Source organism: Flavobacterium melibiosi (assembly GCF_048158545.1).
Classification (GTDB): domain Bacteria; phylum Bacteroidota; class Bacteroidia; order Flavobacteriales; family Flavobacteriaceae; genus Flavobacterium; species Flavobacterium melibiosi.
Genome location: NZ_JBLNKU010000002.1, coordinates 289,856 through 305,390, shown reverse-complemented (window position 1 = coordinate 305,390; position 15,535 = coordinate 289,856). Strand labels below are relative to the sequence as shown.

The window sequence follows — 15,535 nt, the reverse complement described above, 5'->3', positions numbered from 1 at the left end:
AAGTAAAACGTTGTTACTAACTTATTTTTTTATTTTAAACTTTTTATCATGAGAAATTGCATTTTGAAGCGCTTCAATTGCAATTTCATTTTTACTGACAATTAGCACTTCGGCAAAATTGCTACTGATACTCACATTTAATATTCCATCTATTGCTGCAAACTTTTTTGTAACAGATTCTATGCAATCACTGGAAGTAATACCGCTAAATTCATAAAGATTAACATCAACTTGATTGTTCTTTTTTAATTCGAAAAACAATTCCGAATTAGCTCTTGGTGCAATCGAATTTGGACATAAATCCATTTTTAAAAAGTCAAAAGCTATTGCAAAAAGCATCTCGTATTCTTCTTTGCTTCCGCCAAAAGGAGGACTTACTTCAAATGTTCTATTAAATAATAATCCTGCCAGTTTTCCTTCATCAGCTAAAAGTTGATGCATTTTCCAAACGTATTTTTGACGCATGGTAGGAGGCAAAGCACAGAAAAAAGTCTGTTCAATAATCAAATCATATTTTCCCTGATGTTCAAAGAAATCACCTAATATAATTTTGATATTAGGATTATTTTTGAACTTTTCTTTTAAAACTGCAACTGGTGTTGGTGCAATATCAATAACAGTAATGTTCGTGAAACCGTGTTCCAAAAGATATTCAGCTTCATAGCTGTTTCCACAACCAGGAATCAAAATACTACTGTTTTTGTTACTTATTGTGTCTACATACGTTTGTATGGGAGGTGATACTTTACCTAAATCCCAACCGGTGGTTTTGGCTTTATATTGCGCTTCCCAATACGCTGCGTCAAGCGGTTTTTCACAAGAAACAGCACAACATTGTATTTCTTTCATTCTATGTTTTTTTTGGTAGAAATCCCAAAAGGTAAATACAATGGGCAAAAACTAATAAAACTGGTAATTATAAAAATAACTGCAAATGCTCCTAAAATCAGAGCAAGAGTACCACTAATTGTATTGGTAAAATACAGTACAGCTATAATCACTGCTATAGCGATACGAATAATTTTGTCTGTTGAACCCATGTTTTTTTTCATTGTATAAATTTTTTTTGGTTATCAATTATTTCAAAACTTTACTTTGGCAAACGAAATCTGTTTTAGGTAAATTTGTTTTTGCAATAGCATTAAAACCGCCTTCTATTTCGGTGAAATTTCTAAAACCACGTGCTTCTAAAATGGAAGCGGCAATCATACTGCGGTATCCACCGGCACAATGCAAATAAAAATGTTCTTTTGGATTAATGTCTTTGATCCAATCATTGATAGATGCTAATGGCTTGCTAAACGCTTCCTCAACATGTTCGGCACAATATTCACTTTCTTTACGTACATCAATTACTTTGCTTTCGCCAATTTTCACTTCTTTGGAAAATTGTTCAGCAGTGATTCTATTTACGGTGTCAATTTCTTTTCCTGCTTTTGCCCAAGCATCAAAACCGCCATCCAGATGACCGATTAAATTATCAAACCCCACACGACTCAATCGCGTAACGGTTTCTTCTTCTTGTCCAACTTCAGAAACGATTAGGATTGGTTGTTTCACATCGGCAATTAAAGCACCCACCCAAGGAGCAAAATCGCCATCAATTCCAATATTTACAGATTGAGGAATGAATCCTTTGGCAAAATCAGTATTTTTTCGGGTGTCCAAAATTAGTGCTCCAGTTTCTTCGGCAGCTGCTTCAAATTCGATTACCGATAAAGCGCGCATTCCTAAGTGTAACACATTTTCAAAACTTTCATAGCCTTTTTTATTCATGGCCACATTCATCCCAAAATAGGCAGGGGGCGGTAATAAACCTTCGGTTACTTCTTTTACAAATTCGGCTTCCGTCATATTGGCTCTCAAAGCATAATTCGTTGCTTTTTGGTCGCCAATGGTAGATACCGTTTCTTTACTCATGTTTTTACCGCAAGCACTTCCTGCACCATGAGCCGGATATACGATAACATCATCAGCTAGAGTCATCACTTTATCCCTTAAGGAATGATACAATGTGGCAGCTAATTGTTCCTGAGTCATATGTGCTGCTTTTTGTGCCAAATCCGGTCTTCCCACGTCACCAATAAATAGTGTGTCTCCAGAGAAAATAGCATGATCTTTACCGTTTTCATCTATTAATAAAAAAGTGCTGCTTTCCATAGTATGTCCAGGAGTATGCAATACTTTTATTTTTATGTTTCCAATGGCAAATTCCTGACTATCAAAGGCAGATACACATTCGAATTCACATGTTGCATTTGGACCATACACAATTGGAGCACCGGTTTCTTTACTTAAATCGACATGTCCAGAAACAAAGTCAGCATGAAAATGGGTTTCAAAAATGTATTTCAGTTTTACCTGATCGCGTTCTAATCGGTCTAAATAAGGTTGTATTTCACGCAGCGGGTCTATAATCGCCGCTTCGCCATTTGAGGTAATATAGTAAGCACCTTGTGCTAAACATCCGGTATAAATTTGTTCTATTTGCATGATAATCAGAGTTTTTGAATGATATTGTAGTACAAAGATAATCTATGTTTTTAAAATAGATGGTGATTAATATCACACAAGTTTTTTAATTTTTCATAAAAAAAGCACTAGTATGATTCCTAGTGTTTTTATTTAAATTCTAACAAATACCAACCAATAAAGTTGGTTTCTGTAAAAGAAATGTTACTTATAATGGGTAAATTTGCAAAACCTCTGATAAAATATATTTGAATGGAAGAAATGCTTTTTTACGACCGAATGCAATTTGCATTTACGATTACCTTTCACTACTTGTTTCCTCAATTGACTATGGGACTTTCCCTAATCATTATTTATTTTAAATGGAAGTTTTTACGTACCCAAAACGAGCAGTACAATCAGGCAACTAAGTTTTGGATGAAAATTTTTGCGCTCAATTTTGCGATGGGCGTGGTAACGGGAATTCCAATGGAGTTTCAGTTTGGAACCAATTGGGCCAAATTTTCTGAATTGACTGGAGGTATCATCGGGCAAACTTTAGCTATGGAAGGTATGTTTTCTTTCTTTTTGGAATCCTCCTTTTTAGGTTTGTTTTTATTTGGAGAAAAATTAATCGGACACAAATGGCATTTTGTCACCGGATTACTCATTTTTATAGGTTCTTGGGCCAGCGGATTTTTAATAATTGCAACGCATTCCTGGATGCAATATCCGGTGGGTTATGAAATTTTGGCTAATGGTAAATTTGTATTGAATAACTTTTCAGCCTTATTCACTAATCCTTGGTTGTGGCCGTCTTATTTACACAATCAAGCGGCATCTTTAGTAACGAGTTCTTTTGTTGTGGCAGGGATTGGCGCCTTTTATATTTTGAGTAAAAAGAATGTGGCTTTTGGGAAATTATTTGTAAAAACGGGAGTGATTTTCGGATTGGTTTCAAGCCTTATCGTCGCCGTTCCTACCGGAGATTTGTTAGCCAAAAACGTGGTGAAATACCAGCCGGTAACTTTTGCGGCTATGGAAGGCATTTTTCATACCGAAAAGAAAGGTTCTGAAATTGTTTTAATTGGTCAGCCTGATGTGAAAGATAAAAAATTGGACAATAAAATAGCCGTACCTAATATTTTGAGTTTTTTAACCTATGGCAACTGGCATGAAGAAATTAAAGGCTTAGATCAATTTAAAGAGGAAAATCATCCCACCAATATTTCAGGATTATATTACGCGTATCATATCATGGTTGGACTCGGAACGGTTTTCATCGGATTAATGGCTTTTGCGGTTTTTCAGCTCATTAGAAAGAAATTATTCGAAACCAAATGGATTTTATGGTCGTTGCTTTTTATGCTTCCATTTCCATATATCGCGAATACTACGGGATGGTACACCGCTGAATTAGGAAGACAACCTTGGTTGGTATATAATTTATTGCGCACTGCCGAAGGTGCTTCTCCAACAGTTTCATCCGGTAATACCTTATTTACTTTACTTGGATTTATAGGATTGTATCTCTTATTAGGAATGTTGTTTTTACTCTTAGTAGGGAAAATTATTAATAAAGGACCTCAAACAGAAAATATATAAATTATGGAATTCTTTTGGTATGTAGTTTTAATGGGAATTTTGGCCGTTTACATTGTACTGGATGGTTATGATTTTGGAGCAGGAATTATTCATTTATTTTTTGCCAAAACAGAGAAAGATAAAAAAGCGATAACTAGCGCAATTGGTCCTTTTTGGGATGCCAATGAAGTATGGCTGATTGCGGCAGGAGGTGTTCTGTTTTTTGCCTTTCCTACTTTATATGCATCTTCATTCAGTGGATTTTATTTGCCTTTAATGATGATTTTATGGTTGCTCATTTTTAGGGCGGTTGGTTTGGAATTACGTGGTCAAATTCATCATCCTATGTGGGAAGTAATTTGGGATAAAGCTTTCGGGATAGCGAGTTTATTATTGGCCTTATTTTTTGGAGTGGCTTTAGGAAATATTGTTCGTGGTGTAAATTTGGGAATGGTTGAGAATGGTGTTTCAACTCAGGAAGGACATTATTTTTTCTTGCCTTTGTGGAATCCAACTTTTAGCCCACAAGCAGATCAATTGGGCATTATAGATTGGTTTACCTTGTTTTTAGGAGTTGTCAGTGTGGTTACCTTGACGATTCATGGAGCCAATTGGATTATTTATAAAACAAACTCTTCTTTGAATGCAAAATTAAAAGAGGTGGTTTTTAAACTCAATTTTGTGTTACTGGGATTGGTAATTATTTCATTATTAATTTGGCACAGAATTGAACCAAAACCCTTTCACAACTTTGTTGAAAATCCATTTCTTTGGATATTACCATTGATTGCATTTATTGGAATTTTCGGGTTGTTTAAAGTAAAAAGATTTCAAAAAGACGGGCTTGGTTTCTTATTTTCGAGTATGTTTCTTGTAGGTGGATTTGCTTCAACAACGGCTTCTATTTTTCCAAATGTCTTGCCTTCGACCAATGCAGTGAATCCGTCATTAACTATTTATAATACTGCTGCTGGAGAATATGGTTTGTCAGTAGGAGTGTATTGGTTTGTTATTGCTTTAGCATTAGTTATTGCTTACTTCATAATTCAGTACAAAGTTTTTAGCGGTAAAATGGACGATATTGGGTATGGGGAGCATTAGCATTATATTCAAATTAAAAAATAAAAAGTATTCCAACTCGGGATATTTTTTTGTTTTTAAAATACTGGAATAAGAATCATTTTTTTAGTGACAAATTTGAAATGATTACTATAGAAATGGCACGCAGATTTGGCAGATTTTTATGGTCTAATTTTAGACAATTTAAAATAGTAAAAACTTTTTTTCTGCTAAAATCTGCGAGTTCTGCGTGAAAATTATAGGAAGAACTTGCAGATTGAAATACTTCTGTTTAGTCTTTGAATTCGTTTCTAAAATAGTTTTAGGCAAGATTACGGATGACTATTTTGTTTTTAATGAAAGAAAATTTCCTTTATGATGATGTAAATTCCCATGACTAATACAAACCAACCAAAGATTGGTTTTAGTTTAGCGCCATCAATTTTTTTCGAAAGCTTGGTTCCAATAATCATTCCGATAAACGCGATGCTTGAAATTCCCATTAAAAGAGGATAGTTTATAGGTGTGCCAATATATAAATCGCCACCAAAACCAATAGAAGAGTTGATGAAAATAATGAGTAAAGAGGTACCAATGGCTTGTTTCATTGGCAAATTAGCAAAAAATAATAAGGCTGGTATGATTAAGAATCCGCCACCAGCACCTAAAAATCCAGTTACAATTCCAACTATTAATCCAATTATTCCTAATTGCGTGTAGTTTGTTTTTGGGGGATTCGTTACTATTTTTGTTTTGCGTATCATGGATATAGCTGCTGCGATCATGAGTACTGAAAAAACAATCATAATCAGAAAGCTTTTCGATACTTGATACGAAGCAATGGAGAATAGTGTTGTTGCGATTTTTGGAAAAATAACTTCCCGAATTATGAGTATTGAAAAAACCGAAGGAATAGCGAAGTATAGTGCTGATTTAATTTTAAGATTACCCATTTTATAATGGCTGATACATCCAAATAAAGAGGTGATTCCCACTATAAATAAGGAATAACTTGTAGCTAATTCGGGATCTATTTTAAATAAGTAAACTAAAATTGGGATAGTTAGAATAGATCCTCCACCTCCTATTAAACCCAATGAAAGTCCTATGATGATTGAAGCTAAATAGCCTAAATATTCCATTTGAATTTTTTTTAATACAAGGCTATCCGGAATTTTTCACAAACAATATTATATACCAACGGAGCCTACATTACTTTAAAAGTTCAATATTGTTGCGATGTAAAGTCACTAATTTGCGTTGTTCCATTTTTTTTAGTAAACGGGAAATAACTTCCCTTGACGTATTTAACTCAGATGCAATTTCCTGGTGGGATAGTTTCAATTCTTTGCAGCCGCAAGCATCTGCATGACGTTTTAGATAAAATTCTAACCGTTCATCCATAGCTCGAAATGCAATGCTGTCAATCACTTCCAGTACTTCTTCGAATCGGCTGCGATAGGAACCAATTACAAATTCATACCAACTCCTGTGTTGCATCATCCATTTATCCATTAAAGGTAAAGGAATCATTATCAATTCTACATCTTCAACAACTTTGGCCATAATTTGGCTTTTTTCGTTTTTTGTAGCACAAATCATAGAAATGGCACAGGCCTGACCGGGTTGTAAATAATACATGAAAAATTCACCGCCATTTTCATCTTCGCGGTAAATTTTAATTTTACCACTGATGACCAAAACGGTATTTTTTATATACTGTCCCGTTCTCATTATGATATCACCAGCTTTGAATGATTGGAAAGAGGCATTGGCTTCAATATCTTTGACTAATTCATTAGAAAATGAAGGAAATATTTTCTTTATAGGATCAAGCATTTTGATTTTTGTGTTTGTTGTTATGTAAAAGTAGTCTAAAAAACTCAAAAGAATAGTGTCCTTTTTTTACTAAAAGAACAGATGACTACCTTAATCGTTGAATAATGTGCTTTATGCATTTCCGATGGATTTACTAGACTATTTTTCGCAAAAATAAACGACTAATTCATAGTTTATTGATAATTAATGTTTTGCGAAAACGTTTTCTTCAGAATATTATCGAATTAACAAATGGAGGGTTTATTGTTCGGTAAAATCTTTGTATTTTTACAAAAAAAGATACTATGAATTTAACACAAGAAGATTGGATTTCTCAATTTGAAGCTGATGAAAATGCAGTAATACTTGACGTGAGAACCGAAGACGAAACGAATGATGGAATTATAGCTAATGCCATACTTATTGATATTCACAAGGGACAGGGTTTTATAGATGAAATAGAGGCTTTAGACAAAAATAAAAATTATTATGTGTATTGCCGTTCCGGAATGAGAAGTGCAAAAGCTTGTGAAATCATGAACGAACTGGGTTTTGAAAATACCTATAACTTGCTCGGAGGAATTATAGAGTGGGATGGAGAAGTTGTTGCCCCATAAAACTAAAGAGGCAAATGCGTCTTTATTATAAAATTTTAATTAAAATATAACCTACCTATAATGAGTTTAATACCAGAAGAATTTCAAATTAACACATTACTTAATCAAGATACTTATTTAATTAATGGAGAACTAAAGAAATGGACAGGGCAAACTACACCAGTCTTCTCTACTATTTCATCTACTGAAAAATACGAACCCACTATACTGGGATCTATTCCGTTTATGGGAGAAGCAGAAGCTTTAGAAGCTGTTGAAGCTGCATCTGCAGCATACAATAACGGACAAGGTTTATGGCCTACAATGAAAGTGGTGGATCGTATCAAATGCATGGAAAATTTTGTTGCTCAAATGAAAACGACTCGAGCAGAAGTTGTGAAACTTTTGATGTGGGAAATTGGAAAATCATTGGGTGATTCTGAAAAAGAATTTGACAGAACCGTAGAGTACATTTATGATACAATTGACAGCTTAAAAGAATTAAACAGTCGTAGTGCTCATTTTTCTAAAGTTCAAGGAATAAATGCCATGGTTCGTAGAGGACCGCTAGGTGTTGTATTGTGTCTAGGACCTTATAACTATCCATTGAATGAAACTTTTTCGTTGCTTATTCCGGCACTAATTATGGGGAATCCTGTAATTTTCAAACCGGCAAAACACGGTGTTTTATTACTTTCTCCCTTGTTAGAAGCTTTTAGAAGCAGTTTCCCAAAAGGAGCAATCAATATTGTGTACGGAAGAGGACGTGAAGTGGCTTCTCCTATAATGAAATCTGGAAAAGTTGATATTTTGGCTTTGATAGGGAACAGTAAATCAGCGATTGCTTTGCAAGACCAACATCCAAACAAAAACAGATTGCGTTTGGTATTAGGATTAGAAGCAAAAAATCCTGCGATAATCCTTCCGGATGCCGATTTAGATTTGGCTATCCAAGAATGTATTGCTGGATCTTTATCTTTCAACGGACAACGTTGTACTGCTTTGAAGGTATTATATGTGCATGAATCAATAGCGGACGAATTCAACATACGATTTGCAGCCAAAGTGGATGCATTAACTTTTGGAAATCCATGGGACAAATCAGTATTTCTTACTCCTTTACCAGAAAAAGAAAAACCGGCTTATATCCAGGAATTAATAGATGATGCTACCACTAAAGGAGCAAAAATTATTAATGCAAAAGGAGGAGAGCAAACCGATAATTATATATACCCGGCGGTTTTATTTCCTATAAACAAGGAAATGCGAGTGTATCATGAAGAGCAGTTTGGTCCAGTTGTGCCTATTATTTCTTTCAAAGACATTCAAGAACCATTGAATGATATGGCTGAGTCTAATTACGGGCAACAAGTAAGTTTGTTTGGAAAAGACATCAAAACAATTGCACCACTTATCGATACCTTGGTGAATTTAGTTTGTAGAGTAAACTTAAATAGTTCTTGCCAAAGAGGACCGGATGTTTTCCCTTTTACAGGAAGAAAAGATTCAGCTGTAGGAACGTTGAGTATTCACGATGCGTTGCGTTCGTTCTCTATCAGAACCTTTGTGGCATCTAAAGACAATGAATATAACAATGCTATTTTACAAGAGTTGTTAAACAGCAAAGAGTCTAATTTTATTAATACGGATTACATTTTGTAAGTATAAAATAATTACAATTGAAGCCGTCTCGTTTTTTGCGAGACGGCTTTTTTTATGGGATTTGGATATTGAATTCTGGTTTTATTTTCAGGGAATTAAATATGAAGTTGTGTTTTTTAAAATAATGATAAAAATAACACAGCTTTACGGGAAACCGCAACATAAAGGAAAAACATTACATTATATTTGTTAAAATTTTATTTTTACCAGATAGCAATGATAGTAATCGTTGACTAATTTAATATGCAATTATGAAACACCTTTACAAAATTATTTTCCTTTTTGTCTTGATAATTTCAGGTAATAATTTAAATGCTAAAAGCAATTATCTACATGTAGGTATCGATAAAATAATCATAGAGAGAGAGGTTAATAATTTAGTATTGCCAACTGCAACAATAACCACGAATGCAACTTCAGTTTGTACTAATGGAACCCAACCGGTAATAACTTTTACAGGAATAGGAGGGAGTGCTCCTTATACTTTCACCTATACAATAAATGGTGGACCTAATATAACTACTTCTCAATCAACAGGGGATATTTTAACATTGAATGTGCCTACTTCTACTTTAGGAAGTTTTGTATATACACTGGTAAGTGTCAAGGACTCCACTAATGCAACTCAAATGCAATCGGCTGCAGTAACGATAAAGGTTAATGCTTTGCCAGTTGTAGATTTTACGTTTACCAATGACAATTCTTGTTCGGGAACAGCACTTCAATTTTCTTCTTCCACAACAGGTACAGCAACTTATACTTATGCGTGGGATTTTGGAGATGGTACAACCTCAACGCAACAAAATCCTAATCATTCTTTTACTTCATTAGGATGTGGTACTGCAACATTCAATGTTACTTTAACCGTAACAGGTGGTGGCTGTGCAGTAACTAAAACAAAGACCATCACTGTAAAACAAAAACCTGATATTAATTTTATAGATGTTGATAATCCATTTGATCCACTCAATCCATTTAATAACTGTGCCAATGCATCCTCCAATTCCGTGTACTCGATTAAGGTTGGAAACTCTTCAACTTCCACTTGTATTTCTTCCTTTTCCATAGATTGGGGGGATGGAAGCACACAAGCTAATATTTCATTTCCTATTTCCCATACTTATTCTACTATTGGAGCATATTCCATGACCATTACTGCCAATGGAACCAATGGTTGCGTTAATTCTAAAACCTATATTGTCAAAAATGTTTCCAATCCACTTGGAGGTTTAAATAGTCCCGGATCGACTCAAAATTTATGTGCTCCAACAGCCAATCTACAATTTTCCATCTCGAATTGGGGAGCTAATTCACTTGACACAACCTATAAAATAAATTATAATGATGGTTCTCCAATAGTCATTTTAACCCAAAATCAATTAAACAGCTCTACTTATTATAATTCATCGAGTCCCTTAAATTCTGCCAACTATCCTATTCCACATACTTACACCACAAGTAGTTGTCCAGCACCCAGTTTTGAAGTAAAATTAGAAATAACCAATGCCTGTGGAATGACACCACTATCATTAGGAAACATATCCATATTAACAAAACCAACGACAAATTTCACGGTGCCTGCCAATGGATGCGTAAATAACAGTATTCTATTTACCAACACAACAGTTTCAGGTTATGGTCAAAATTGTGTTCAAGGTTCGATTTACACCTGGGATTTCGGAGATGGCTCGCCTATTGTCACAACTCCGCTATCAGCTCCCCAAAACATTAACCATACCTATTCTAACGCAGGAACATATACAGTTACCCTAAATGCCCAAAACGGATGTGGAACTGCAACAAAAACCCAACAAATCTGCATAGAACCTCCACTAGTTTCGCAATTTACGCTTAATACTGCTTCGGGTTGTACTCCTCTTACAGTGACTACAAACAACACCACTAATCTTGGTTCTTGTGCCACGCCAACTTATCAATGGAATGTTACTTATGCTGGTGGTTTTTGCGGAATTAGTCCAGCGGTTTGGAGTTATACAAGCGGAACAGCAACTTCAGCCAGTCCTTCTTTTAATTTTGTAACGCCGGGAACATACAATATAACGCTGTCTACGACTAATTCTTGTGGTACCGTTACATCACCTTCGCAAACAGTAACTGTAAAAAAGCCTCCAACAGTCACTATAAATACTATTCCAAATGCTTGTGGGACAGCAGCTATTTCACCAACGGCTGTAGTACAAGGGTGCGCACCTGTTTCTAGTGTATTAACCTATGCTTGGAGTTTTCCTGGCGGTACTCCAGCAACTGTAACGACTGCTATTCCGGGAACAATTACTTATAATACGTCGGGAAATTATACGGTTTCATTAACCGTAACCAATGAATGTGGTATTTCTGCAACAGCCATCAAAACATTTTCGGTCAGTACAACACCAACTTTAACAAATACATCCTTAACCGAAACTATTTGTTCCGGTTCGCAAACGACTTTAGTAAACTTAACGGCTGATACTGTTGGAACTACTTTTTCTTGGACGGCAACAGCAACTTCAGGAATCACCGGTTTTACGGCTTCAGGGACAACGAATACAATTCCTGTACAAACCATTTCAACAACAAATACTGCAGTAGGAACAGTCACTTATGGCATTACTCCCATATTAAATGGATGTTCAGGAGCAGTTGTAAATTATGTTGTTACAGTAAACCCCGCACCTAATATTACAACCCAGCCCGCTTCAAATACGATTTGCCAAAATGGAACACTTAATGTATTGACTGTTGTTTTAAATACTTCAACGGGAACATCAACATACCAATGGTATTCAAATACCAGTAATACAACTACTGGAACGCCACTATCTGGAGAAACAAATGCTACTTATGCGCCACCAAGTACAACAATTGGAACAATTTATTATTATTGTATTATTACATTGGGTGGTTCTGGAGGTTGCTCTAGTATAACTTCAGCTATTGCAAATATTACTATTACAGCTGGTGCAACAATTACGTTACAGCCAACAGCATCACAAAATCTTTGTGTTGGAAGTACGATAAGCCCTCCAGTAATAGTAAGTTATTCTGGTGGAACAGGAATTCCGAGTTACCAATGGTTTTCAAACACAACCAATACAAATAGTGGTGGAACCCTCATTTCGAGTGCCACTAATTCAAGTTATACTCCACCGGTTTTCCCCGTTGCAGGAGTAAACTATTACTATGCAGTTATAACATTATCAGGAAGCGGATGCGGTCCAATAACAAGTAATCCTGCAGAAGTTAAAGTTGTTGCGGACCCAATTGTTACTTCACAACCATTGTCAACGCAAACTTTATGTCAAAATGTTGCTCCAACAGATTTATCTGTAACTGCCTCTGGAGATGCTAGTGTTGGGACTGTATCTTACCAATGGTTTTCGAATGCTACAAATTCAAATTCTGGTGGAAATTCGATACTTGGAGCAACAAATGCTACTTTTACGCCGCCTACAACAGCAATAGGAACAATTTATTATTACTGTGAAATTTCACAAAGTGGCATGGGCTGTAATACCAAAAGTAATGTAGCTACCGTAATTATAAATCTTGCGTCCACAATTACTTTGCAACCCTCCTCAAGTACGTTATGTTTAGGAGGAACACCAACACTTTTAAAAGTAGCTTACAGTAATGGAGTTGGTACGCCGCAATACCAATGGTATTCTAATGCAACTAACTCTATCGTAGGAAGTACTTCAATTTTAGGAGCGACAAATGATAGTTTCAATCCACCCGCTATAGCAGTTGGAACAAGGTATTATTATTGTATTATCACGTTGTATTCTGGAGGATGTTCTGTTTTAACATCCGCGATTGCTGAGGTTAAAATCAATCAAAATCCTGTAATTGCAAATAAAAGTGCAGTACTATGCAGCGGTACAGCTTTTACGATTATACCAGATAATTCTAGTGGTGATATTGTGCCGGTTGGAACCACTTACACTTGGACAACGCCTGTAATTAATCCTTCAAATGCTGTTAATGGCGCTTTTTCGGTAACGATTCCTCAAAATAATATTAGCCAAACGTTAATTAATACAACAACTAGTCCGGCAACTGTTACTTATACCGTTATTTCAACTTCAGGCACTTGCGTTGGAACTAATTTTACAATTGTTGTAACTGTCAATCCATCTATAAGTCCAAATAGTATCATCACAAATAGTACTTGTTTTGGCATTAATAATGGTTCAATACAAACCAATTTAACGGGAGGAATTCCTTTTAGTACTGGCGCACCATACGTAGTTTCATGGATGGGACCAAACGGATTTACATCTAGTGCAACAAATATTTCTAACCTGTCAGCAGGAGATTATACACTTTCTGTTTTAGATAATGGAGGTTGTCCATTTTCAAAAACTTATAAAATTACAGAACCTGATGCCATCGTTATTACTACCGATTTAGAAAAAAATATTACCTGTTTTGGTAATGCCAATGGAGCGATAGCAATTACAATAACCGGGGGTACTTTAAATTATAAATATACTTGGACTAAGGATAATTTACCCTTTGCAAACACTGAAGATTTATTGAATTTAAGTCCAGGCGTCTATGCTGTTTCGGTTTCGGATAGTAATAATTGCGGCCCAGTAATAGCTACTTTCACAATTACTGAGCCGCCTATTTTAGTTTTAAATTTAATTAGTCAGACCAATGTTTTATGTTTTGGAACTGCAACTGGAGCTATCGATATTAATGTAGTGGGAGGAACGCCAATCCAGATTTCCCCTAGCGTTTTTGATTATAATTATGCTTGGACGGGACCAAACGGATTTACAAGTTCCAATAAAAATTTAAGTGCTATTTTCGCTGGAACGTACGACTTGACTGTAACGGATAATTCAGGCTGTGCCAAAAAGCTATCGGTTCTTGTAAAACAATCTTCAGAAATTATAATAAAGGCAGTAACAACTCCAATTATTTGTTATGGAGGAAATGATGCCTCGATAACCCTTTCAATAACTGGTGGAATTGCACCTTATAAAATCGTATGGAGTACTTTAGCAAGCGGATTATTTCAAGACAACCTTTCGGCTGGAAATTATCTGATTACAGTTACGGATGCTTTGAATTGTGTTAATATACTAAATGTTAACATACCCGAAGCACCAATTTTTACTATCAATCCAGTAGTGAAACAAATTTCTTGTTTTGGAATGAATGATGGTAGTATAAATTTAAATTTAGTAGGAGGAATTACTCCACTAACACTCGTATGGAGCGATGGAAGTACGGCAGGTTTGACTAGAAATAATCTAGGTCCAGGTTCCTATACTGTTATTATTGTTGATAGTAAGCCTTGTACTATTTTCAGAACATTTATAATACAAGAGCCTCAAAAACTAATACTTTCAGCAAATGTCACCCATGCATTCGACTGTGATGATGCAAATAGTGGTGCTATCAATTTGCTGGTTGCCGGAGGATCAACTCCATTTACTTATGCTTGGTCAAATGGAGCAACAAGCGAAGATTTAAACAACATTCCAGCAGGAAATTATTTGGTTACAGTCACTGACAGTAGGGGCTGTTCAAAAACTGCTCAATACGTTATCAACAGACAACCACCAATAGTAATTGGAGTGGAAACAAAAACCGATTTTAACTGTGAAACTAAATATGTGAAACAAACTTTTGTGGCGCAAGTTTCGGGCGGAGTACCTCCATATCAATTGACTTGGTCGAGCGGAACGGTAAGCGGAGTCAATAATGAAATGATGGACACCAATCAAAACGGAACTGTCGTTCTAGGTGTTACAGATAATTTGGGTTGTACTGCAAATTATACGTTCAATGTGGCTATTCCAAAATTAGGAACACCTTCCTTCACAACCAGTTCATATTCGTATGCTACATTTGGTACTTTTTCAATTAGTGATCCCATACAATTCAGCAATACATCTACGGCAGATTATAGCAGTACTGCTTGGGATTTTGGTGACGGAAGTGTTTCCAGTGAAGAAAATCCAACTCATATTTTCGTCAAAGAGGGAAGTTATGTAGTGACACAAACCGTTACCTATCCTTTTGGATGTATTTATACTCTTATTGTAACATTGCTTATTGACAAAGGGTATAAAATGGTAATCCCAAATGGGTTCACTCCCAATGGAGATGGAATTAATGAAACTTTTAAACCGGTTTTTGTTGGATTTAAATCACTTCAACTCGATGTGTATGATACTTGGGGAGAATTGATATATTCTGAAACTGGCGAGACGTTGCACGGATGGGATGGAAGAGTAAAGGAGAAGGAATCGGAAAATGGGAATTATTATTACAAAGTAAAGGCGACCACTTTTTACGGGACAATAGTAAATGAAAACGGTCCTTTTACATTAATAAAATAAGAATAG

10 protein-coding genes are annotated in these 15,535 nt (G+C 35.5%); 5 read left to right on the top strand and 5 right to left on the bottom strand.

Annotated features, from left to right (window positions below; translation table 11 throughout):
• Positions 1–21: 21 nt before the first annotated feature.
• From ACM55F_RS03385 to ACM55F_RS03375, 3 genes are read right to left on the bottom strand one after another with little or no spacing between them, the layout of a single operon-like run.
• The gene (locus ACM55F_RS03385) at positions 22–849 is read right to left on the bottom strand and encodes a methyltransferase domain-containing protein (protein ID WP_416852294.1); all 828 of its coding nucleotides are present in this window, start codon (positions 847–849) and stop codon (positions 22–24) included.
• A complete protein-coding gene (locus ACM55F_RS03380; RefSeq protein ID WP_416852293.1) occupies positions 846–1,052 on the bottom strand; it encodes a YgaP family membrane protein in 207 nt (68 codons plus the stop codon). Before ACM55F_RS03380 ends, ACM55F_RS03385 begins: the two co-directional genes overlap by 4 nt.
• A 25-nt stretch (positions 1,053–1,077) precedes the next feature.
• Positions 1,078–2,493 carry an MBL fold metallo-hydrolase gene (locus ACM55F_RS03375; protein WP_416852292.1) on the bottom strand — a complete coding sequence of 472 codons (1,416 nt, stop codon included), beginning with the start codon at positions 2,491–2,493 and terminating at the stop codon, positions 1,078–1,080.
• Between the two features lie 231 nt (positions 2,494–2,724).
• On the opposite strand from ACM55F_RS03375, the gene ACM55F_RS03370 reads away from it, so the two are divergent.
• Both ACM55F_RS03370 and cydB read left to right on the top strand, forming a co-directional pair.
• Entirely contained in the window at positions 2,725–4,056 is a 1,332-nt protein-coding gene (locus ACM55F_RS03370) for a cytochrome ubiquinol oxidase subunit I (RefSeq protein WP_416852291.1), read from the top strand.
• 3 nt (positions 4,057–4,059) lie between these two features.
• On the top strand, positions 4,060–5,136 hold the full coding sequence (gene cydB, locus ACM55F_RS03365) for a cytochrome d ubiquinol oxidase subunit II (protein WP_416852290.1): 1,077 nt from the start codon (positions 4,060–4,062) through the stop codon (positions 5,134–5,136).
• 311 nt (positions 5,137–5,447) lie between these two features.
• On the opposite strand, the gene ACM55F_RS03360 is transcribed toward cydB, so the two are convergent.
• Positions 5,448–6,236: a sulfite exporter TauE/SafE family protein gene (locus ACM55F_RS03360; protein ID WP_416852289.1), complete on the bottom strand. Its 789-nt coding sequence runs from the start codon at positions 6,234–6,236 to the stop codon at positions 5,448–5,450.
• A gap of 70 nt (positions 6,237–6,306) precedes the next feature.
• Complete coding sequence (locus tag ACM55F_RS03355; protein WP_416852288.1) at positions 6,307–6,933, bottom strand: Crp/Fnr family transcriptional regulator; 627 nt, start codon at positions 6,931–6,933, stop codon at positions 6,307–6,309.
• 284 nt (positions 6,934–7,217) lie between these two features.
• On the opposite strand from ACM55F_RS03355, the gene ACM55F_RS03350 reads away from it, so the two are divergent.
• The 3 genes from ACM55F_RS03350 to ACM55F_RS03340 all read left to right on the top strand — a co-directional run bounded on the left by ACM55F_RS03350 (position 7,218) and on the right by ACM55F_RS03340 (position 15,529).
• Positions 7,218–7,529 (top strand): rhodanese-like domain-containing protein, encoded by a 312-nt coding sequence (locus tag ACM55F_RS03350; RefSeq protein ID WP_416852287.1) that lies wholly within the window; start codon positions 7,218–7,220, stop codon positions 7,527–7,529.
• 60 nt (positions 7,530–7,589) lie between these two features.
• The gene (locus ACM55F_RS03345; RefSeq protein ID WP_416852286.1) at positions 7,590–9,170 is read left to right on the top strand and encodes an NADP-dependent glyceraldehyde-3-phosphate dehydrogenase; all 1,581 of its coding nucleotides are present in this window, start codon (positions 7,590–7,592) and stop codon (positions 9,168–9,170) included.
• A gap of 251 nt (positions 9,171–9,421) precedes the next feature.
• Positions 9,422–15,529, top strand: a complete 6,108-nt coding sequence (locus tag ACM55F_RS03340) for a PKD domain-containing protein (protein WP_416852285.1) — start codon at positions 9,422–9,424, stop codon at positions 15,527–15,529.
• Positions 15,530–15,535: the final 6 nt, after the last annotated feature.